Source organism: Janibacter sp. Y6 (genome assembly GCF_040900765.1).
Lineage (GTDB): Bacteria > Actinomycetota > Actinomycetes > Actinomycetales > Dermatophilaceae > Marihabitans > Marihabitans melonis.
In genome coordinates, this window is record NZ_JAKLYZ010000010.1 from 19,217 (window position 1) to 40,490 (window position 21,274).

Below are 21,274 nucleotides of genomic sequence, written 5' to 3' on the forward strand. Positions count from 1 at the left end.
CAGGCCGGACGCCGGTGGGGCACGGCGAGGTGGGCGCGGGCGTTAGCCTTGAGGGTGGCCCACGGGCCGCACAGACATCGACGGCGACGCGACGCCCACGCGAGCGCGGCCGTGCACACGACAAGACCAAGGGGTTCACCGTGCCGACTGGCAAGGTCAAGTGGTACGACCAGGAGAAGGGCTTCGGCTTCATCTCCGGCGACGACGGCGAGGACGTCTTCCTCCACGCGAACGCCCTCCCGCAGGGCGTGAGCACGCTCGGCGGCGGGACGCGCGTCGAGTTCGGCATCGTCGAGGGGCGCCGTGGCGCCCAGGCGCTCTCCGTCACCGTCCTCGAGCCCGCTCCGAGCGTCGCGGCCAACCGCCGCGAGCGCGACCGCAAGCCGGCCGAGGACATGGAGGTCATCATCGAGGACCTCATCAAGCTGCTCGACGGGGTCGGTGCCGGCCTGCGCCGGGGCCGCTACCCCGAGAAGGGCCAGGGCAAGAAGATCGCCCAGGTCATGCGCCGCGTCGCCGACGACCTCGACGTCTGATGGCGGCGACCAGGACCCGGGCGGTCAAGAGCGACGCCGTCCTCGCGGCCGCGGTGGAGACCGCGCGCGAGGCCGTCGTCGCCGTCGCCGACCCCGGCACCGTCGGCGAGCACGAGGCCTTCGCGATGGACGAGGACCGGCTCGGCACCCACTACTTCACGTGCACCGCGCCGGGCTATCACGGCTGGCGCTGGGCGGTCTCGCTCGCCCGCGTGCCCCGCGCGAAGGTCGCGACGGTGTGCGAGACCCACCTCGTGCCCGGCGCCGAGGCGCTCCTGTCCCCGCAGTGGCTCCCGTGGGCCGAGCGGCTCCAGCCCGGCGACGTCGGCCCCGGCGACGTCACCCCGAAGATCGACGACGACCCCAACCTCGTCGCGGGCTTCGAGGCGACCGGTGACGAGGACGTCGACGAGGTCGGCTTCTTCGAGCTCGGCCTCGGTCGCCCCCGCGTCCTGTCGGCCGAGGGGCGCGACGCCGCGGCCCAGCGCTGGTACGACGGCGAGCACGGCCCGAGCGCCGCGGTCGCCGTCAAGGCGAGCGAGCACTGCTCCTCGTGCGGCTACTTCGTGCCGATGGCCGGCGCGCTGCGCCCCGTCTTCGGGGTGTGCGCCAACGAGTGGTCGCCGAGCGACGGCTCGGTCGTCAGCCTCGACCACGGGTGCGGTGCGCACTCCGAGGTCGACATGGACGCCCCGGAGCCCGAGCGCGTGTCCGCGCCGGTGCTCGACGAGGAGACGCTCGAAGAGCTCTGAGCCGGTGGGCGCCCGGTCAGCGCTCGCCGACGCGTCGCACGGCGTCCGGCACACGGATCGGCGCGTCCGCGTCGGCGGCGTTGCCGCGCCCGCGGCGCAGGTAGACCCAGCCGAGCGCGCCGACGGCGAGGCCGCTGACGCAGGCCCACGGCCACCAGTCGCGATCGCCCGTGCGCAGGGACGGCACGGCGAGGACGACGACGAGGGCGACGGCCCACAGGATCATGCCCGCGGCGGCGACCCGGTCGGCCCGTACGCGCACGAGGTCCGGGGCGTCGGTGCCCTGCTCGCCCTTCGACCCGCTCGTCACGGGGTCAGCGTAGGCGCACTACTCTGCGCGCATGTCCTCCACCCCTGACACGGCGCGCCTGGGCGTCCTCGACGGCTTCTTCCGCATCACCGAGCGGGGCTCGACCCTCGGCCGCGAGATCCGCGGTGGCCTGGCCACCTTCTTCACGATGGCCTACATCGTCGTCCTCAACCCCCTCATCATCGGGACCCAGGCCGACTCGACCGGTGGCTTCCTCGGTGGGGGAGACGTCGAGCAGGCCAAGCTCCTCGTCGCCGCCGGCACCGCCCTCGTCGCCGGACTGCTGACCATCCTCATGGGCGTCGTCGCGAACTTCCCGCTCGCGCTCGCCGCCGGGCTGGGCCTCAACGCCTTCGTCGCCTTCGGCATCGCCAAGCTGCCGGGCATGACGTGGGCCGACGCGATGGGCCTCGTCGTCCTCGAGGGCATCATCATCTTGCTCCTCGTGCTCACCGGCTTCCGCCGGGCCGTGCTCCTCGCGGTGCCCGCCCAGCTGAAGACGGCGATCTCCGTCGGCATCGGCCTCTTCATCACCGTCGTCGGCCTCGTCGACGCGGGCTTCGTGCGCAAGGCGGCCGGCGGCCCCCTCGGCGAGCTCGGCGTCGGCGGCTTCCTCGCCGGCTGGCCCCTGCTCGTCTTCGTCATCGGTCTGCTGACGATCATCGGCCTGTACTCGCGCGGGGTGAACGGCGCGATCCTCTACGGCATCTTCGGCACGACCGTGCTCGCGCTCGTCGTCGAGGCCGTCGCCGACGTCGGCCCGCGCATCGTCGGCCCGGACGGCGTCGTGCAGAACCCCACCGGCTGGGGGCTCAACGTGCCCGCGCTGCCCGACTCGCTCGTCTCCGTGCCCGACCTCGGGCTCATCGGCGACTTCAACCTCCTCGGCTCCTTCGACAAGATCGGCGTCGTCGCGGCCTTCCTGCTGATCTTCACGCTCATGCTCGCCGACTTCTTCGACACGATGGGCACGATGGTCGCCGTCGGCGCGGAGGGCGGTCTGCTCGACGAGGACGGCAACCCGCCCCACAGCCAGCGCATCCTCGTCGTCGACTCGATCGGCGCGATCGCCGGTGGCGCCGCGAGCGTCTCATCGAACACCTCGTACATCGAGTCCGCCACGGGCGTCGGCGAAGGGGCCCGCACGGGTCTGTCGGCGGTCGTCACCGGCGTGCTCTTCCTGCTCGCGACCTTCCTCAGCCCGCTCGTCGCGGTCGTGCCCTACGAGGCGGCCACCCCGGCGCTCGTGCTCGTCGGCTTCCTCATGATGCAGCAGGTCGGTCAGATCAGCTGGGACGACCTCGAGATCGCGATCCCGTCCTTCCTCACCATCGTCCTCATGCCCTTCACCTACTCGATCACCGCGGGCATCGGCGCCGGCTTCGTCACCTACGTCTTCCTCAAGCTCGTCCGGGGCAAGGCGAGCCAGGTGCACCCGCTCATGTGGCTCGTCTCGGTGCTCTTCGTCCTCTACTTCGGCATCGACCCGATCAAGAGCCTCCTCGGCGTCCAGTAGCCGATGAGCGAGGGGCGACTCCCCCCACCCTTCCAAGTGAGCGCGAATCGCCGCTACGCCACTGGCGTAGCGGCGATTCGTGCTCACCCGACCGGGCGAAGGGGGGTGGCCCTTCGTCGGAATGCTTAGCACAGGTAATGAGTTATGCTAAGTACCTGACGAAGGGAGCCCCGTGCCGACGAAGGAAGCAGCCGCCACCCGGCGGCTCTCGGAGGACCTTCGACTGGCCTGCATGAGGATCAGCCGACGCGTCCGCTTCGAGAGCGACCACGAGGTCGCACCCCACCAGTTCTCCGTCCTGTCCCGCATCGAGGACGGACCGCTCACCCCCCGTGCGCTCGCCGACATCGAGAAGGTGTCGGCGCCGAGCATGACTCGCACCGTCGGCTGCCTCGTCGAGGACGGCCTCGCCGAGCGCGCCGCGCACCCCGACGACGGCCGGCAGGTGCTCGTGACGATCACCGCCCAGGGCCGCGAGGTCCTGCGCGCGACCCGCGCCCGCCGTGACGCCTGGATGGTCGCCCGCGTCGCCGAGCTCAGCGCGCAGGAGCGCGCCACCCTCGCCGACGCCGCGAAGATCCTCGCCGAGATCGCGGCGAGGTGAGCCGGTGAGCCCCACCTTCGCCTCCCTGTCGATCCGCAACTACCGCATCTGGGCCGCTGGCGCCCTCGTGTCAAACGTCGGCACATGGATGGGCCGTGTCGCCCAGGACTGGGTCGTGCTCACCGAGCTCACCGACCACTCCGCGACAGCTCTGGGTATCGTCACCGGCCTGCAGTTCGCCCCGATGCTCCTCCTCGCGCCGTGGACCGGTGCGGTTACCGACCGCATGCCCAAGCGCGCCCTCATCCTCGTCGCGCAGGCCACGCTCGGCCTCAGCGCGCTCATCGGCGGTCTGCTCGTCGTGAGCGGGTCCGCCCAGCTGTGGCACTTCTACCTGCTCGCGCTGCTCACCGGGGTCGCGACCGCCTTCGACAACCCGGCGCGGCAGACCTTCGTCGGCGAGATGGTGCCCGCCGAGCGCCTCGCCAACGCCGTCGCGCTCAACAGCGCCTCCTTCAACCTCGGCCGGCTCGTCGGCCCCGGTGTCGCCGGTCTGACGATCGCCGCGATCGGCTCGGGCCCGACGATGCTCGCCAACGCGGTGACCTTCGCCGCCGTCATCGCCTCGCTGCTGCTCATGCGCCCCTCCGAGCTCACCCCCGCCCCGCGCTCGGCCCGCCGCGGGTCGGTCGTCGAGGGCCTGCGCTACGTGCGCAGCCGCCCCGACATCAAGCTCGTCATGGTGCTGATCTTCGTGCTCGGGACCTTCGGGATGAACTTCCAGCTGACGATCGCGCTCATGGCCACGCAGGTCTTCGACAAGGGCTCGCAGGAGTACGGCCTGCTCGGCTCGGTCATGGCGGTGGGCTCGCTGTCGGCCGCGCTGCTCGCCGCTCGCCGCGGCGAGCCCCGCCTGCGGGTGCTGCTCCTCGCGCTCGTCGGCTTCACCGTCGCCTCCGGCGCCGCCGCGGTGGCCCCGAGCTATCTCACCTTCGCCATCGCGCTCGCGGCCTGCGGGCTGAGCGCGCTCACGGCGATGACGACGGCCAACGCGATGGTGCAGATGCGCACCGAGCCCTCGATGCGCGGCCGCGTCATGGCGCTGTACATGGCGATCTTCTTCGGCGGCACCCCGCTCGGCGCCCCGCTCGTCGGCTGGATCGGCGACGTCCTCGGCCCGCGGTGGACGATCGGCATCGGCGCGGCCGCGGTCGGTCTCACCCTCGTCGCGGTGTCGGCCTGGCTCATCAGGCGAGAGGATGTCACCGTGAGCTACGAGTCGCAGCGGCGTCCCCACGTGCGCGTGACCGTCCGTCCGACCCAGATCATGCCGGAGGCAGCCAAGTGAGCCCCAAGGTCCGCCGCACGACGACGATCGTCGTCCTGCTCGCCCTCGTCCTCGCCGTCGCGGCCGGCGCCCTGCTCTGACCCGTGCGGCTCCTCCTCGTCCGCACGGGCGAAGGGAGAGCCGGTCGCGCCGGCGACGGGAGCCACCAGCGCAGGCGACGGGGGAGTCAGCCGCCCTGGCGGGGCAGCGCCTCGCAGCCCTCGGGCAGACCCCCGGACGGGTCGGCCTGCACCGAGTCGTCGCGGACGTACACGACGACCGCGCCGAGCGGCTGCCGGTCGTACTGCGCCGAGCGGCAGCGCTCCCACAGCGCGAGGTCGAGCCCCTTGCGCTGCGCCCACTGCAGGTCGACGACGAGCACCGCGGGGTTGGCGTCGGCGGGCAGCCGGGTGGACAGCTCCTGGGTGGGCAGACCGAGCCGCACCGCCCGCATCTGCGCCCACACCGTCACCGGGGTCTGCTCCGGCACCGAGCGCTCGACGAGCAGCGCGGCCGCCCGGTAGTCGTCGACCTCGAGCGTGAGCACCCCGCGCACGTGCTGGGCGGCGACGCCGGCGACCGGCACGGTAAGGGCGAGCGCGAGGGCCGAGGCGACCCGCGGCGCCCACGGCGCGCGTCGGGGAGCGGTCGCGCTCGGCGCCGGGACCCAGGCCGCGGCCCCGAGGACGAGCAGGGTCGGCCACCACACGTACTGGTAGTGCGGCAGCTGCAGCGGTGACACGGCGAGGGCGAGGGCGCTCGCCGTGAGCGTGGCGACCACCGGGGCGCTGCGCCGCCGGTGACGCACGGCGCCGACGATCGCGAGCGCCCACAGCGCCGTCGTCGCCACCGGCCCGAGGTGCTGCGCCTGGTACCACCACCCCGACCACCACGGCGGGAAGAGCTGGTCTCGCCCGGCGACCGGGTGGGCGTGGCCCTGGGCGGCGTGCTCGGCCTGGAAGGTCACCGACGTGCGCACGGCCTCGAACGCGTCACCGCCGAGCGGCAGGTAGCACGCGGCCCAGGCGGCGAGCGCGCCCACGGCCGCGACGGCGAGCGCGGTCACGGTCCGCCGCACCGGTCTCGTCGCGAGCCGGTCGAGGCGTCGGCGGGCGCGGGGGTCGAGCCTGCTGAGCACGGCCGGGTCGCGCCGGTCGCGGACGCCGAGGAGCAGCACCGGCAGCAGCCCGGCGACGGCGAGCGCGCCCGTGAGCTTCGTCGCGACGGCGAGCCCGACGGCGGCGCCGCCGAGGAGGAACCACCACGACGACCAGCCCACGCGGGCGCGCAGCCAGGCCCAGGTCGCGAGCGCGACGAAGAGGGCGAGCGGCGCCTCGAGGGTCGCCATCCGCGCCGGCTCGAAGGGGAGCAGCCACCACAGCAGGGCCGCCCCGACGCCGGCGAGGACACCCCCCTTCGTCCGGCCGGTGATCTCCCACACGAGGCCCGCGACGACGAAGCCGGTGAGCCAGGCGCACGTCGCCGCCGGCAGCCGGCCGGGGATCGTCCCGTCGCCGAGCACCCCCATGGACAGCGCCATGAGCTCCTTGGCGAGCGGCGGGTGCTGCGCGTTGGCCAGCCAGTCGCCGGCGAGGTGGTCCAGCGCGGCGTCGCGGTAGTAGATCTCGTCGCCGCGGGTCGAGGCGACCCCGAGGCGCCACGTGGCCATGACGACCCCGGCGAGGCTCGCGAGGAGCAGCAGGAGGTGTCGCGGCCGGACGCCCCCGTGACCGCCCGCGTGCGGCAGGCTCACCGACTCAGCGGTCGAGCAGGTGGTCCAGGCACGCGACGAGCGCCGCGACGTCGTCGGGCTCGACGGCGGGGAAGGTCGCGACCCGCAGCTGGTTGCGCCCGAGCTTGCGGTACGGGTCGACGTCGACGACGCCGTGCTCGCGCAGGGTCTTCGCGATCGCGGCCGCGTCGACGTGCTCGGCGAGGTCGAGCGTCGTCACGACCTGCGAGCGGTGCGCCGGGTCGGTGACGAAGGGGGTGACCTCCTCGCGCCGGTCCGCCCACGCGTGGAGCAGCCCGGAGGACTCGCGGGTGCGGGCGTCGGCCCAGGCGAGCCCGCCCTGCTCGAGCAGCCAGCGCAGCTGGGCGTCGAGCATGACGAGGGTCGCGATCGCCGGGGTGTTGTAGGTCTGGTCCTTGCGCGACTGCTCGACCGCCGTGACGAGGTCGAGGCTCGGCGGCACCCAGCGGCCCGATGCGCGGACCTGCTCGGCGCGCTCGAGGGCGGCCGGGCTGAGCACGGCGAGCCACAGCCCGCCGTCGGAGGCGAAGCACTTCTGCGGCGCGAAGTAGTAGACGTCGCTCTGCGCGAGGTCGACGGCGACACCGCCCGCGGCCGAGGTCGCGTCGACGACGACGAGCGCGCCGTCGGTGCCCTCGGGCCGCTCGACGGGGGCCATCGCGCCGGTCGAGGTCTCGTTGTGCGGCCAGGCGTAGACGTCGACGCCGTCCTGCGCGACCGGCCGGGCAATCGACCCGGGCTCGGCGGAGACGACGCTCGGCTCGCCGACGAAGGGGGCGGAGCGCGTCACCTCGGCGAACTTCGAGGAGAACTCGCCGAAGACGCAGTGCTGGGCGCGCTCTTCGACGAGGCCGAAGGCGGCGACCTCCCAGAAGGCGGTGGACCCGCCGTTGCCGAGGACGACCTCGTAACCGTCGGGGGCGCCGAGGAGCTCGGCGACGCCGGCCCGCACGGAGCCGACGAGCTCGCGGACCGGTGCCTGGCGGTGCGAGGTGCCGAGCAGGGCCGGGCCGGGGCCGCCGGTGGCCCCGGCGGCGGCGAGCGCGTCGACCTGGGCCTGGCGGACCTTGCTCGGGCCGGAGCCGAAGCGGCCGTCGCGGGGCAGGAGGTGGGCGGGGATGGTCGTCACTGCTGCACGATCTCCGAGGCGTCGGGGGTCTGGATGTCCACGGGCTCGCCCCAGCGGTCTGCCCGCAGGGTCACCGTGGTGCCGTCGAGGTCGACGACGAGCTTGCGGATGAGGTCGTCCTCGTCGAGCCACACGTCGTAGAGGAGCTGGTCGGAGGTCGTCGGCAGCGGGTCGCCGCCCACGGCGTCGCGGGCGCGCTCGGTGTCGACCACCGTCGTGTACCGGGTCGTCTCCTCGCCGTCGACGTCCTCGCTGCCCTGCTCGCCGACGCTCGTCACCCCGCCGAGGAAGCCGTCGAGCTGGCGCTGCAGCGAGAGCAGCTGGATCTGGTCGAGGGTGGCGCGCACCGTCGAGTCGGCGCTGTCGGGGTCGATCTCTACCCAGCGCGGAGGCTGGGCGAGGAAGTAGCGGTCGTCGACGGCGCGGTAGTCGAAGGTGAGGGTGTCGGCGCTCACCGTCATCTCGAGCGCGTCGGCGTCGAGGTCCTGGGCGCCGGTCGCCTCGACGGTCGTGCCGCCGAGCTCGACCTCGGCCTGCACCTCGGCGCTCGGGCTGTCGCGCAGCCCGCGCCGCACCCGTTCGACGAAGTCGTTGCGGTCGACGCTCTCGCCGGTGCTCGAGGGGGAGGGGAAGGTCGAGCTGCCGGTCCCGCCACGCGAGGTGGGGGTCGCCCCCTTCGTGCTCGTGCGGCTCGACGAGCTGCTCGTGCCGGACGAGCTGCCGCCCGACGAGCTGCTGCCCGACCCGGTGCTCGTCTCCCAGGGCACGGGGTCGGTCGGCGTCGAGCTGTCGCCCGCGGTGGGGGCGGGGTCGGTCGGCAGGGCGCAGCCGCCGAGCAGGCCGAGGACCGCCGCCCCGGCGAGGGCCGGGAGGGCGCGCCGGGCGGCGCGCCGGTGCCGGTGCGCGTGCTCTCGGGTCATCTCGCCTCCATCGGTGGTCGGCCCCACTGTGCCCGAGCGGGCGGGGGCGGGTCGATCTCGTCCCACATCATGCCGGGGGTGCGCTCAGCGCTCGCCGGCCGCCTCGACGACGGCCGGGGCGAGCCAGGACCACACGGCGTGCGCACCCTCGGGGGTGAAGTGCACGCCCTCCTCGTACAGCAGCGCCCCGCCGACGACCCGCTGGTGGCGCCCGCCGGGGCACAGCTGGGCGTCGAGGTCGAGCACGGTGACCCGCGGGCCGTCATCGCCCTGCCGCGCCGCCCAGTCGTCGATGACGCCGTTGACCCACGTCGGGTCGAGGACGAGCTCGCCGTCGGTGATGCCGAGCTGCGTGCGGATCTGCTCGAGCTGCTGACGCGGCTGGCTCGAGCCGTCGAGGACCCGGCAGGGGACGTTGAGGATGTCGAGCTGCGCGGCCCCGGAGCGCTCCGTCTGCTCTCGCATCGCGTTGAGATCGGCCTCGACGAACCCGCGCAGCTGCTCCGAGCGCGGGGGCACGACCTCGCCGTCGACGACGGTCGGCAGGACGAAGCGCAGCCCGGCGGGGGCGAGGACGACGTCCGCGCCCTTCTCGCGGACCTCGCGCGGCCACAGCTGGCGCCACGACGGGCAGACCGGCGACTCGGGCACCTGCCGGTCGAGCACCTGCATCGTCACCGGGGTCGCGCTGCACCCGCCGTACTCGGCGTAGCGCAGCACCTCAAGCCCGCGGTAGCGACCGGGGTCCCACCCCGAGAGCAGGCTCGCCGGCACCGAGTCGCCGACGACGGCGACGCGCAACGGCTCGGCCGGCTCTCGCCAGGTGAGGGCGGCGTCGATCGGGCGGCCGTCCCACGGCTGGTCCTCCAGGGCCGGGGTGCGGGCGGCCATGACGAGGGCGACGGCGGTGACCGCCGCGACGGCGCCGGTCGTCACGGCGGTCGCGGAGAGCCCGCGTCGGCGCAGGACCCGGCGCAGCCCGCCGGTGAGCACCGGCATCTCGACGAGGCGGTACGAGGCGACGGCGAGCACCCAGCTGAGGGCGAAGGCGGTCACGCCCGAGACGACCGGGTGGAGGTCGAGGCGCTGCCACCACAGCCCGATCGGCCAGTGGAAGAGGTAGAGCCCGTAGGACACCTGCCCGAGGTCAACGAGGGGCGGCACGGAGATGACCCGGTTGAGCAGCATCGGGCGGGGGTCGAGCGCCGAGACGCCCATGAGGGCCGCGGCGACGGCGAAGACGAGCATCCCGCCGCCGGCGAAGACCCCGATCGAGGTCTCGTCGAGCACGAAGAAGGCGGCGAGCGAGACGGCCGTGCCGATCCACCCGATGGCGTGCGAGACGGCCAGCGGCAGCTCGGGCCGCCGCCCCCGCCGGTCCGGCGCGAAGTAGAAGGCGGCGGCGATGCCGATGACGAAGGCCTGCGCCCGCACGTCGGTGCCGTAGTAGAGCCGCGCGGCGTTGACGTCGGTGCCGACGAGGTGATGGCTCCACCCGGCGAGGGCGACGGCGAGCGCCACCATGAGCCCGACCCGCTGGGCCCGGGTGCGCAGCACCCTCAGCGCGAGGAGGACGACGAAGGGGGCGAGGAGGTAGAACTGCTCCTCCACCCCGAGGGTCCACGCGTGGCGAAGGGGGGAGGGCTCGGCGAAGAGGTCGAAGTACTGGTCGTCGCGGGCCACGAGCCGCCAGTTGATCCACAGCGTCGCCGTCGCGGCCGCGTCGCCGGCGGTCTGGCGCCGGTCGCCCCAGCCGGTCGCCGCCGTCACCGCGAGCACGCCGACGACGAGCAGGAGCATCGCCGGCAGGACCCGTCGGGCGCGACGGGCGTAGAAGCGCAGCACGTCGATGTCGCCGTAGCGCTGGTGCTCGCGCAGGAGGATCCCGGCGATGAGGAAGCCGGAGAAGACGAAGAAGTGGTTGATGCCGATCCAGCCGCCGCCGAGCTGGCGCACGCCGAGGTGGTAGGCGACGACGAGGAGGACGAAGAGCCCGCGGTAGCCGTCGACGGGCGCGCTGTACGCCGAGCCGTGACGGTGCCGGTCGGTGCTCACCGCCGCCCTGATGACCCCCATCGCCCGCGACATGGAGGACAGACTAAGCAGCGCCTGACCCGCGGGTAGCATCGCTGCGATGTCCGGCCCGAGGAGCCCGCGGCGGTACCGGTCCGCCTACGGCCACACCCCAGCCCTCGACGGGTTCCGAGGGCTCTTCATGGCCCTCTTCCTCGTCGGGCACTTCGGGCTGCCGCACGCCGACGGGCTGTGGCTGGCGATCAACACCTTCTTCGTCCTCTCGGGCTTCTTCATCACCCGTCTGCTCGTCGAGGAGCGGGCGGTCACCGGCCGGGTCGACGCGTGGCGCTTCTACCAGCGCCGGGCCCGCCGGCTGCTGCCCGGGCTGCTCCTCGTCGTCTCCGCGATCACCGTGTGGGCCCTGGCCCTCGCGCCCGCCGGGCAGGCCCGGCGCATCGGCGGCGACGTCCTGGCCACCCTCGGCTTCGCGATGAACTGGCGTCTCGTCGTCCAGGGCGACCAGTACTTCGGCGACCAGGCCAACCCCTCACCCCTTCGCCACGCGTGGACCCTCGCGATCGAGGAGCAGTACTACCTGCTCATCCCGCTCGTGCTCCTGCTCCTCATGACCGTCCTGCGCTCGCGCAAGCGGCTCGGCATCGCCTTCGCCGTGCTGTCGCTGGTCGCGAGCGTGCACCTCGTGGTCGTCGCGTCGAGCGGCGCGAGCTTCCCCCGGCTGTACTACAGCACCGACACGCGGGTCTCGGCCCTGCTCATGGGCTCGGCGCTCGGCGCCTTCTTCTCCGCCGGGCGGGACGGGGTCGTGCCCCGCGTCCCGCGCCGCTGGGTCTCGCCGCTCGCGTGGGTCGGCGTGCTGAGCCTCGTCGCCGCCTTCTTCTCCATCGGGCCCTACTCGTCGTGGGTGTGGGAGCGCGGCGGGATGCTCCTGGCCAACCTCGGCACGGTGGCGATCATCATCGGGATCGCCGACCCGGCGCGGCCGCGGGCGATCGCCGCGGTCTTCGAGTGGCGGCCCGTGCGCGAGGTCGGCCGGCTGACCTACTCGCTGTACCTGTGGCACTGGCCGGTGCACGTCGCCCTGCTCGCATCGCCCATCGGCGACCAGGTGCTGCTCAGCGCGGTCGTCGGCCTGAGCCTGACCGCCCTGCTCGCCCACCTCAGCGACCGCTACGTCGAGGCACCGGTGCTGCGCGGTGGCGTGCGCGCCCTGCTGCCGCGCGCCCGTCGGCCGGTGCTGCTCACCGTCGCGGCCGTCGCCGTGCCCGCGCTCGTCGTCGGCGCGACCCTCATGCGGGCCCCGACCCAGGAGGCGCTCGCCGCCGAGCCGACGACGATGGACGCCGCGCCGCAGGTCGTGCAGGGCCAGCCCGAGTACGTGCCCGGCTCGCCGACCCGGATCGGCATGGTCGGCGACTCCGTGCCGTGGTACCTCGTCGAGCGCTTCCCGGAGCAGCTCTTCCCCGACGCGCAGCCGGTCAACCTCGCCCACGAGGGCTGCGACCTGCTCGACGCGCCGCTCGTCAACGCCTTCGAGACCAAGGCGACGACGCCGCAGTGCCAGGAGGCGAAGGACTCGTGGCCGAGGCGGGCGAAGGAGGCCGGCGTCGAGGCGGTCGCGGTGTGGGGGAGCACGCTGCTCTCGCTGCCCCACGAGCAGCCCGACGGCACCGTCGTGCGTCTCGGCGACCCGGGGCACACCCAGATGGTCTTCAGCCAGCTCGACCGGATGCACGAGCGGGCGGGCGAGGCCGGCATCCGGGACTTCTACGTCGTCACCGTCACCTGCCGCAGCTTCCCCAAGGGGCCCGGCAACGACGAGTTCGACGCGATCCGCGAGGCCACCCCGGAGTACCTCGACGAGTACTCGGACCCGGTGCGCACCAACGCGCTGCTGCGCGACTGGGTCGAGGCGCACCCCGACACCCGTCTGCTCGACCTGCACGGGGCCGTGTGCGCCGACGGGTACACCGAGCAGGTGCAGGGCTTGCCCCTCTACGACGACGCCGTGCACTTCTCGCCCGAGGCCTCGCCGATGATCTGGCGCTGGCTGCTCGGTCAGGTCAGCCAGGCCTGGCGGACCCGGGGCTGACCCCCTTCGCCCGTCGTCACCACAGGTGGAGCGAGGCCGCGAAGACCCCGCGCAGGTGCTCCCCGGTGACCTCGAGCGGCGCCGTGGCGAGCAGGCGCTGCTGCTGCAGGGCGCCCTCGACGAGCCCGTCGAGATCGCCCTCGCCGTACCCGACCTCGGCCAGGCCGGACGGCATGCCGATGTCACGCATGAGCGCGGTGAGCACCGCGGGCAGCCGGGCGGAGGGCTCGTCGGCGGTGACCTCGCCGGTCGGGTCGAGCCAGTCGGCCGCGGCGAGATGGCGCTGCGGGTCGGCGTCGAAGGTCAGCGCGAAGGCCGCCGGCGCCGTGAGCGCGACCGCCATGCCGTGGGGGACCATCGCCTCGTCGACGTCGTAGCCCGCGGGCCGGAAGTCCGAGCCGATGTCGTGGACCCGGCCGGCGACCGGGTAGGCGTCGGCGTGGGGCACGTGCACTCCCGCGTTGCCGAAGCCCAGCCCGGCGAAGGTCGCCGCGAGTGCCATCTGGCCCCGGGCCTCGCGGTCCGAGCCGTCGGCGACGGCCCGGCGGAAGGACCCGGCGAGCAGCCGCAGCGAGCGCTCCGACCACATGTCGGCGATCGGGTTGGCGCCGCAGTACGGCACCCGCTCGTGGGGCTGCTTCGCCGCGAAGCCCGTGTACGGCCGCGCCGTCCAGCTCTCGAGGGCGTGGCACAGGATGTCCATGCCCGCGGCGGCGGTGACGCCGGCGGGCTGGCTCAGGGTGAGGTCGGGGTCGACGACGGCGAGCACGGGGCGCAGCCGGGCGTGGCTGATGCCGGTCTTCACCTGCGCCTGGAGCACGTCGAGCACGCAGATCGTCGTCGACTCGCTGCCCGTGCCGGTCGTCGTCGGCACGGCGACGACCGGCAGGACGGGCCGGCTCGGTGCCTGCCCGCCGCCGACCGGACGGTTGACGTAGTCCATGAGCTCGCCGGGGTTGGTGAGCATGAGCGAGACCGCCTTCGCGGTGTCGATGCTCGACCCGCCGCCGACGGCGACCACCGCGTCGACGGTGCCCTCGGCGCGGGCCCGCTCGACCGCGGCGAGGAGGGAGGCGTCGGTCGGCTCGACCCGGGCGCTGTCGTGGACGACCGCCTCGACGCCTGCGGCCCGCAACGACTGCGCCGCCCGCTCGGGATGACCGGTGGCGAGCACCCCGGCGTCGGTGACGACGAGCGCCCGGGTCGCGCCGAGACCTGCGACGTCGTGCCCGAGCTCGTCGAGCGCGCCGGGGCCGTACTTGAGGGCGGGCGCGGCGTAGGTGAAGACGGTCTCGCTCATCGCGCGTCTCCCGCCGCCGGGGCCGTCCCAGGGATCCGTCGCCGCCCGACGTCGACCCAGGTCGCCGCCGCGCTCGCGAGCACGCGGTCGCCGTCGAGCAGGGCCGTGCCGCAGTGGCGACGGCGCCCCTCGCGCCCCTCGTCCCACGACATGACGACGAGCTCGCGGCCGACCGGCACGGGCGAGCGCACCTCGGCGACGAAGGTCCCCAGCAGGAGCGCGTCGACCCCGAAGCCGACGGCGAAGGCGCCCGGGCAGTCCAGCGCGGCGAAGACGGTCGGCAGCTCGGCGTCGGGCAGGGTCACCGGCGCCGCGTGCACGCCCTCACGTCCGGCGACTGCGCCGGCGTAGACGTGCAGCCCGGCGCTCGCGTCCGGCCCGCACACGTAGCACCCGGGGTAGGGGTGCCCGGTGAGGTCGTAGCCGTCGGCCGCGGTGCGGGCCTCGTCGAGCGAGACCGGGTCAGGGACGTCGAGCGACGGGGAGGGTGCCGGCCGGGCGACGCCGAGGACCGTGTGGGCGTCGAGGAGCCGCACCGCGACATCGCGGTCACCGGCCCGTCCCTCGACCTCCCAGCGCAGCGGCCGGCCGACCGGCGTGGGCGCGACGAGTCGCACCTCGGTGGCGGGCAGCTCGCCCGACCCCGGTGCGAGGGCCTCGAGGCGGTCGGCGAGCAGACCGCAGACCCACCCCCCGTTGCCGCACCCGGGCGGACCCTGGTGATCGGCGTCGACGACGGTGGGCGACGGGGGAGCCAGGGCGGACGACGGCGTCATGGGCACCGACCCTAGCGACGGACGACGACGGCCCGCAGACCCCCGACCTGAGACGATGCCGGTGATGACCTCGACCCCCTTCGCCTGGCGCCGGATCGCGCTGCCGGCCTACGGCCCGACCCTCGCCACCGGGGCGGCCACGGGCGCCCTGCTCCCGGTCGCGGCGCTGCGGGCCCACGACGACCTCGGGGCCTCGCTCGCGACCGCCGGGCTCGTCGTCGCGCTCATCGGGGTCGGACAGCTCGTCGGCGCCCTGCCCGGCGGTGCGCTCGTCGCCCGGCTCGGCGAGCGGCGCGCCCTCGTCCTCGCCGGTGTGGTCGACGTCGTCGCCATCGCGGTCGCGGGCTTCGCGCCGACGCTGTGGCTCATGGCGGTCGGGATGTTCGTCACCGGGCTGGCGAGCAGCGTCTTCTTCCTCGCCCGTCAGGGCTTCATGATCGACGTCCTGCCGCCGGACCGGCTCGCCCGGGGGATGTCGCTCCTCGGCGGCTCGCTGCGTGTCGGCATGCTCCTCGGCCCGGCGGTCGGCGGCGCGGTCGTCGCCGCGACGGGGCTGCAGGGCGCCTTCGGCGTGGCCGTCGCCTTCGCCGCGCTGTCGCTGGCGATCGTCGTGTCGACCCCCGACATCACCGGCTCGCACGAGCGCGCGATGGCCGCCCGCGAGCAGGCGGAGGGCACGCCGACGATGCTTCGGGTGCTGCGCGAGCACTCCCGCGTCCTGCTCACCCTCGGCCTCGGCGTGCTCGTCATCAGCGGGCTGCGCCAGGCGCGGCTGGTCATCCTGCCGTTGTGGGCGACGCAGATCGGGCTCGACGGCGCCCAGAGCTCGGCGGTCTTCGCCGTCGCCGGGGTCGTCGAGCTCTTCCTCGTCTACCCCGCCGGATGGGCGATGGACCGCTTCGGCCGCGCCGCGATCGCCGGCCCGATGAGCTTCTTGCTCGGCGCGACGATGATCGCGCTGCCGCTCGCCACCGACCTCGTCGGGCTCGTCGTCGTCGCGTGCGGCATGGCCGCGGCCAACGGTCTGGGCGCCGGCATCGTCATGACGATCGGCGCCGACAACGCCCCGGCTCTCGGCCGCGCGCAGTTCCTCGGCGGGTGGCGCTTCTGCGGCGAGATCGGCAACGCCGGCGGTGCGCTCGCCGTCGCCGCGCTCACCGGCCTCTTCTCGCTCACCGCCGCCGCCCTCACGCTCGGCCTCGCCGGTCTCGTCGGCTCCGGCTGGGTGACGTACTGGGTGCTGCGGGCGGACCGGCGCCGGCTGCGCGATAGGTCCAGAGCCGATGAGCGGGCACAATCGGTCTCGTGAAGGACCTGGTCGACACCACCGAGATGTACCTCCGCACGATCTTCGAGCTCGAGGAGGAGGGCATCCCTCCGATGCGCGCCCGGATCGCCGAGCGTCTGGGCCACTCCGGCCCGACGGTCTCGCAGACCGTCGCGCGGATGGAGCGCGACGACCTCGTGCACGTCGGGACCGACCGCCGCCTGGTCCTCACCGACCACGGCCGCGTCCTCGCGACCCGGGTCATGCGCAAGCACCGCCTCGCCGAGCTGCTGCTCACCGAGGTCGTCGGCCTCGAGTGGGAGTTCGTCCACGAGGAGGCCTGCCGCTGGGAGCACGTCATGTCCGACCGGGTCGAGCGCAAGATCGTCGGCCTCCTCGGCGAGCACCGCGAGTCGCCCTACGGCAACCCGATCCCCGGGCTCGACGAGCTCCTCGGCGAGACCGAGGTCGACGAGTTCCGCGAGGGTCTGAGCAGCCTCACCGAGGTCGTCGACGGGTCGATGGCCGGCCCCTTCGTCGTGCGCCGTCTCGGCGAGCCGGTCCAGGTCGACGAGGCCGCGCTGCCGCTGCTCACGCTGGCCAAGGTCCGCCCCGGCGCCCGGGTCGTCGTGCGCGACGACGAGGACGACCGTGTCGTCGTCGTCCTCGAGGGCGCCCAGGAGAGCGAAGGGGTGTCGCTGCCCCGCGACGTCGCGAGCCACGTCTTCGTCCAGCCGGCGGAGCCGCTGACCATCTCGTGACACTGCCGTGACCCGAACGTGACTTTCGCTCACGTCGTGTGTACGGTGCTGGAGTCCGTCCACCCCCTGAGGACGGACCGTCGACACGGACCGCCGAGTCCTGCCCCCGTTCCGACGTCCGGTTCCACCACCGGGCAGGAGCGGGGGACCCACCATCGGGGCGAGCGTGCTCGCCCCTCGGGGTGAAGTCCTCCAGGTCGTCGCTCGCGCGGCGTCCTGCTGGGCCGGGTGTCCTCCACCCGAACCCGACAGCTCACCTCGTAGGCATCGAGAGGCACCACTGTGACCGAGCGCAGCCACGGGCGCCACCGCGCCGCCGGACGGTACAACCCCGTCACCGAGCTGACCACCATCGTCTCCGACGCGACGACCCCCCTCGTCAAGGGTGCGGCCGTCGTCGCCGCGTCCGGCGGGCTCATCGCCGCCGTCGCCGTCCCGGCCTCGGCCGCTGACGCCCCCGTCGACCAGGGCCGTCAGGAGGTCGCCGCCGCCGACGTCAGCACCGTCGCGGCCGCGCCCGCCGTCGCCGCCCCCGAGACGACGACCCCCAGCGCCGGTCAGCAGACCTTCGGCGCCCTGACCGTCGGCGCCGTCGAGAAGCCCCAGGGCCCGCCGCCGTGGATGGTCCGCCTCGTGCAGGAGCGCCGCGCCGAGATCGCCGCGGAGCAGCAGGCCGCCCGCGAGCAGGCCGAGCGCGAGCGCGAGCAGGCGGCTGCCGCCGCCGAGCAGGAGCGCCAGGAGGACGAGAGCGCCAGCCGCTCGCAGGAGCGCACCCCCGCCCCGACGCAGACCCCGACCGAGTCGGCCCCAACGCAGCAGACCGAGACCACGCAGGCCCCGGCCGCGTCGGGCGACGTCATCTCGATCGCGAAGCAGTACATCGGCGTCCCGTACGTCTACGGCGGCACCACCCCGTCCGGCTTCGACTGCTCGGGCTTCACCCAGTACGTCTTCGCCAAGGCCGGCAAGTCGCTGCCGCGCACGACGACCGAGCAGCAGGCCGCCACCACCCCGGTGAGCAACCCGCAGCCCGGTGACCTCGTCTTCTTCGGCTCCCCGGCGTACCACATGGGCATCTACGTCGGCGACGGCATGATGATCGACGCCCCGCGCACCGGGTCCTCGGTCTCGGTCCGCCCGGTCTTCGACGGGGTCTCCGGCTACGGCCGGGTGAGCTGACACCCCGTCGCTCGACGCCAGCGCGCTCGACACGCTCGAAGGCCCTCGCCACCGGCGGGGGCCTTCGGCGTGTCCTGGCACCATGGGCCGGTGCCCAGCCGTCGCAGCCTCCTCGCAGGGGGCGGCGGTCTGCTCGCGCTCGGGCTGACCGCCGCGGGCAACGACCACCGCGACGGGCAGCGACGCGCGCGCGAGCTGTCCTTCGGCGCGACCGTGGCCACGACGGGGGAGCAGCCGTGGCGCGCGTCGCGGCGCAACGTCTCGGTCGGCGAGCTCGGTCTGCTCGTCCGGGGCCGACGCACGGTCGACGGCCCGCTCGCCACGGAGGCGGTCGACGCCCAGGACGCGCTGCTCGCCGGGGTCCCGCTCGACCTCGACGGCCCGCACGGCGGGCTGCTCACCGAGGCCGCGCTCGACCTGTGGGTGCTCTCGTGGGGGCTGCCCGTCGCCGTCGCCGGCTGGGAGGGCCGCTGGCGATACGCCTGGCCCCGCGACACCGCTCACGTCGCGGTCGCGCTCCAGGCGCTCGGCGACGCCCCAGGGGCCGTCCGGCAGATGCACGCCCTCTCTCGGCTCGTCGTCGGCGACCACGTCGAGGCCCGGTACCTCCCCGACGGCGGCACCCCCGACGGCCGTCACCCGCAGTCCGACGGCATGGGCTGGGTCCTGTGGTCGGCCGGCCGCACCGTGGACGACTGGCTCGGGTCCTCGGCCCGCGACGACGTCGCCGCGCTCGTGCGCCGGTGCGCCCGGCTCGCCCTGGGCCAGGTCCGCGCGTCCGGCCTGCCCCGGCCGAGCCCGGACTACTGGGAGGTCGACGCCCCCCGCCTCACCTTGGGCACCGCCGCCCCGATCCTCGTCGGTCTCGAGCACGCCGAGCTCGTCCTCGCCCGTCTCGGCGGAGAGGGCGACCTCGATCTCGCCGACCGGTGCGGTCAGGTCGCGCGGCGTCTCGAGACCGCGATGATCGAGGTCTTCGGTACCGCCGGGTGGCCGCGGCAGCGGGGCCGCCTCTCGCGGGACGCGTCGATCGCCTTCATGCTCCCGCCCTACCGGGCCGCGGGCCGGGCCGAGGAGAGCCTGCGCTCGGCGCTCGAGTCGGCCAGCCGCCGCATGGCCCGCAGCAACGGCGGCTACGCCCCGGGCGAGGACTGGCGCGGCGACGGCGTCGCCTGGACCCCGGAGGTCGCCCTGCTCGCCGGCGCCTGGGCGAGCTCCGCGGACTCGCACGACCAGGCCCGCGACGCGCTCGGCTGGCTCGCCGTGCACCGCACCCGGGGCGGCTCCCTGCCCGAGAAGGTCCTCCACGACGGCGCCTCCGCCGGCCCCGCACCTCTTGCCTGGACCGCCGCCGTCTCCGTGCTCGCGGTCGAGACCCTCGCCGCCACCACCCCCCAGGGCCAGCCCGGTGCCGGGCCGGCCCCGAGCTCGCCCCCCGCTCAGCCCGGTCCCGCGCCCGTCCCGGGCTCGCCCCCCGCCCAGCCCGGTTCTGCGCCCGTCCCGGGCTCCGCGGCCTCGCCCCCTGCCCGGCCGGCACCTCCCGCCCAGCCGGCACCTCCCGCCCAGCCGGCATCCCCCTTCGGGCCCGCCTGATCCCTGCCGCGCCATCGCTCTACGTCCGTCGGTAGAAGCGGATCGAGACGGACCTGTCCTGTCTTCGGGTGGTGGTGTGCTGCCAGTCGGGTCCGTGGAGCATGCGGTGGTGTCGTCCGCACAGTGGTGCTGCGTCGTCGAGGTCGGTGCTCCCGCCCTGTGCCCAGGGGTCGAGGTGGTGGATCTCGCACCAGGCGAAGGGTCGGTCGCACCCGTCGGCGGCGCACTGGTCGTAGCGGGTGGTGAGGGCGAGGCGTTGTGCTTCGGTGTAGAGCCGGCGTTGGCGGCCGAGATCGAGGGGCTGGGAGGCGCCGTCGAGGACGAGGGGGATGATGCCGGCGGCGCAGGCCATGCGGCGGGTGGTGCCGGCGTCGAGGTGGTCGCCGGCGTCGGTGCGTCCGGCTCGGGTCAGCTGGCCGCGCAGGTCCTCGAGTCGGGTGGTGACCAGCAGGGTGGCGGCGATCTTGGTGGAGAGGTGGTCGGTGGGGATGCGGGCGAGGAGGTCGGCCAGGGCGAGGCCGCGGCGGTGCTGCCAGTCGAGCTGGTCGACCCGGGTGTCGCCGGTGAGGGCGGCGAGGTCGCTGGGGGCGGTGCCGACGGCGCCACCGCTCGTTGCCCTGCGGCGCGGGGCGGTCATGGCGTCGATGACCTTCTTGAGGATGATGCCGCTGGCCCAGGGGACGGTGAAGTGACCGGTCATGGTGCCGTCGGAGTTGTCCTTGATCCAGAAGGCTGCCGCATCGACCGCGCGGGCCTCCTCGTCGGCGAGCACGGACTCCTCGTGGGCGTCGACGACGTCCTGGTCGGGCTCGACGGTCTCGAGGACGCGTCTGGCGGCGATCCGCAGCTTGGCCGGTGCCCGGTTGACCGCGAGCAGGAGGAGCTCGGCTTCGCAGGTGCGGCGCTGTTCGGGGGTGAGGGTGTCGGGCAGCTCGGCCATCGCGCCGGTGATGACGCGGGCGTGCTCGGCGCTGATCCGCCCGTCGTCCAGAGCGGCCGCGGTCTGCGCGAGGTCTGGCTCGGGCGGGGGAGCGACGAGGCTCAGCACCCCGTCGCCCGCGGCGGCGGCGGTCGGGTCGTCCGCGCTGGGAGCCGTCGGCGCGCTGAGGGCGGCGGCCAGGCGGACGTCGCGCGAGGCGGGCCGCCTGTCGCCGTTCGTCGTCTGCGCGAGCCACGCCCCGGTGTCGGTGTGCCCGGTGCGCTCGGCCACGCGCACGGAGTCCGCGCGGGCGACGAGGCGCAGCCGCGCGGAGTCGACGCGCCGCGCCAGCCGCTCGACCTCGGCCACGTCTGCTCGCAGTACCCGACCTGCCGTGCGATCGTCACGAGCGATCGCCTCAAGAAGCCGGTCGACTCCTGCGTGGACCTCGTCGAGGAGTGCCGGCACACCCCCTTCGCCCGGGTGGGACCCGGGATCTGGGAGCTGCGGCATCGTCGCCATGGCTCCACAATATCGAACAGGTGTTCGAACAGGCCAGGCCCTGT

The 21,274-nt window shown here is 74.4% G+C and carries 18 protein-coding genes and 1 riboswitch; of the genes, 10 read left to right on the forward strand and 8 right to left on the reverse strand.

Annotation, left to right across the window (positions count from 1 at the left end; all coding sequences use genetic code 11):
* Positions 1-140 precede the first annotated feature (140 nt).
* Together L6241_RS16020 and L6241_RS16025 are read left to right on the forward strand one after the other, a co-directional pair.
* On the forward strand, positions 141-536 hold the full coding sequence (locus L6241_RS16020; protein ID WP_068269679.1) for a cold-shock protein: 396 nt from the start codon (positions 141-143) through the stop codon (positions 534-536).
* A complete protein-coding gene (locus L6241_RS16025; protein WP_368247053.1) occupies positions 536-1,288 on the forward strand; it encodes a DUF3027 domain-containing protein in 753 nt (250 codons plus the stop codon). The genes L6241_RS16020 and L6241_RS16025 overlap by 1 nt, the downstream gene beginning before the upstream one ends.
* Before the next feature lie 16 nt (positions 1,289-1,304).
* Here L6241_RS16025 and L6241_RS16030 read toward each other — a convergent pair whose 3' ends face one another.
* Positions 1,305-1,598 carry a DUF2530 domain-containing protein gene (locus tag L6241_RS16030; protein ID WP_083968158.1) on the reverse strand — a complete coding sequence of 98 codons (294 nt, stop codon included), beginning with the start codon at positions 1,596-1,598 and terminating at the stop codon, positions 1,305-1,307.
* Positions 1,599-1,629: 31 nt separating this feature from the next.
* Here L6241_RS16030 and L6241_RS16035 point away from each other — a divergent pair, with 31 nt between their 5' ends.
* The 3 genes from L6241_RS16035 (at position 1,630) to L6241_RS16045 (ending at position 5,006) form a co-directional block, all read left to right on the forward strand.
* A complete protein-coding gene (locus L6241_RS16035; protein WP_368247054.1) occupies positions 1,630-3,114 on the forward strand; it encodes an NCS2 family permease in 1,485 nt (494 codons plus the stop codon).
* 232 nt (positions 3,115-3,346) lie between these two features.
* A complete protein-coding gene (locus tag L6241_RS16040; protein WP_083968156.1) occupies positions 3,347-3,718 on the forward strand; it encodes a MarR family winged helix-turn-helix transcriptional regulator in 372 nt (123 codons plus the stop codon).
* A gap of 4 nt (positions 3,719-3,722) precedes the next feature.
* On the forward strand, positions 3,723-5,006 hold the full coding sequence (locus tag L6241_RS16045) for an MFS transporter (RefSeq protein WP_368247055.1): 1,284 nt from the start codon (positions 3,723-3,725) through the stop codon (positions 5,004-5,006).
* A 166-nt stretch (positions 5,007-5,172) separates the two neighbouring features.
* Here the strand turns inward: L6241_RS16045 and L6241_RS16050 are convergent, their stop codons facing one another.
* The 4 genes from L6241_RS16050 to L6241_RS16065 all read right to left on the reverse strand — a co-directional run bounded on the left by L6241_RS16050 (position 5,173) and on the right by L6241_RS16065 (position 10,875).
* The gene (locus L6241_RS16050; RefSeq protein WP_368247056.1) at positions 5,173-6,738 is read right to left on the reverse strand and encodes a glycosyltransferase family 39 protein; all 1,566 of its coding nucleotides are present in this window, start codon (positions 6,736-6,738) and stop codon (positions 5,173-5,175) included.
* 4 nt (positions 6,739-6,742) lie between these two features.
* Positions 6,743-7,867, reverse strand: coding sequence for a phosphoserine transaminase (gene serC, locus L6241_RS16055; protein ID WP_368247057.1), 1,125 nt, complete (start codon positions 7,865-7,867; stop codon positions 6,743-6,745).
* Entirely contained in the window at positions 7,864-8,787 is a 924-nt protein-coding gene (locus tag L6241_RS16060) for an LppX_LprAFG lipoprotein (RefSeq protein ID WP_368247058.1), read from the reverse strand. Before L6241_RS16060 ends, serC begins: the two co-directional genes overlap by 4 nt.
* A gap of 84 nt (positions 8,788-8,871) precedes the next feature.
* Complete coding sequence (locus L6241_RS16065; RefSeq protein WP_368247059.1) at positions 8,872-10,875, reverse strand: acyltransferase family protein; 2,004 nt, start codon at positions 10,873-10,875, stop codon at positions 8,872-8,874.
* 46 nt (positions 10,876-10,921) lie between these two features.
* On the opposite strand from L6241_RS16065, the gene L6241_RS16070 reads away from it, so the two are divergent.
* Positions 10,922-12,913, forward strand: a complete 1,992-nt coding sequence (locus L6241_RS16070) for an acyltransferase family protein (RefSeq protein WP_368247060.1) — start codon at positions 10,922-10,924, stop codon at positions 12,911-12,913.
* A gap of 16 nt (positions 12,914-12,929) precedes the next feature.
* Here L6241_RS16070 and L6241_RS16075 read toward each other — a convergent pair whose 3' ends face one another.
* Positions 12,930-14,213: a hydroxyacid-oxoacid transhydrogenase gene (locus L6241_RS16075; protein ID WP_368247061.1), complete on the reverse strand. Its 1,284-nt coding sequence runs from the start codon at positions 14,211-14,213 to the stop codon at positions 12,930-12,932.
* Positions 14,210-14,989 (reverse strand): hypothetical protein, encoded by a 780-nt coding sequence (locus L6241_RS16080; RefSeq protein ID WP_123093703.1) that lies wholly within the window; start codon positions 14,987-14,989, stop codon positions 14,210-14,212. The genes L6241_RS16075 and L6241_RS16080 overlap by 4 nt, the downstream gene beginning before the upstream one ends.
* A gap of 64 nt (positions 14,990-15,053) precedes the next feature.
* Between L6241_RS16080 and L6241_RS16085 the strand changes: the two genes are divergently transcribed.
* The 4 genes from L6241_RS16085 (at position 15,054) to L6241_RS16100 (ending at position 19,789) form a co-directional block, all read left to right on the forward strand.
* A complete protein-coding gene (locus L6241_RS16085; protein WP_368247062.1) occupies positions 15,054-16,298 on the forward strand; it encodes an MFS transporter in 1,245 nt (414 codons plus the stop codon).
* On the forward strand, positions 16,295-17,017 hold the full coding sequence (locus tag L6241_RS16090) for a metal-dependent transcriptional regulator (protein WP_123093701.1): 723 nt from the start codon (positions 16,295-16,297) through the stop codon (positions 17,015-17,017). The genes L6241_RS16085 and L6241_RS16090 overlap by 4 nt, the downstream gene beginning before the upstream one ends.
* Before the next feature lie 108 nt (positions 17,018-17,125).
* A riboswitch (cyclic di-AMP (ydaO/yuaA leader) is annotated at positions 17,126-17,296 on the forward strand.
* A gap of 3 nt (positions 17,297-17,299) precedes the next feature.
* Complete coding sequence (locus tag L6241_RS16095; RefSeq protein ID WP_368247064.1) at positions 17,300-18,196, forward strand: C40 family peptidase; 897 nt, start codon at positions 17,300-17,302, stop codon at positions 18,194-18,196.
* 90 nt (positions 18,197-18,286) lie between these two features.
* Positions 18,287-19,789: a hypothetical protein gene (locus tag L6241_RS16100; protein ID WP_368247065.1), complete on the forward strand. Its 1,503-nt coding sequence runs from the start codon at positions 18,287-18,289 to the stop codon at positions 19,787-19,789.
* A gap of 19 nt (positions 19,790-19,808) precedes the next feature.
* Here the strand turns inward: L6241_RS16100 and L6241_RS16105 are convergent, their stop codons facing one another.
* On the reverse strand, positions 19,809-21,077 hold the full coding sequence (locus L6241_RS16105; protein WP_368247066.1) for a DUF222 domain-containing protein: 1,269 nt from the start codon (positions 21,075-21,077) through the stop codon (positions 19,809-19,811).
* Positions 21,078-21,274 lie beyond the last annotated feature (197 nt).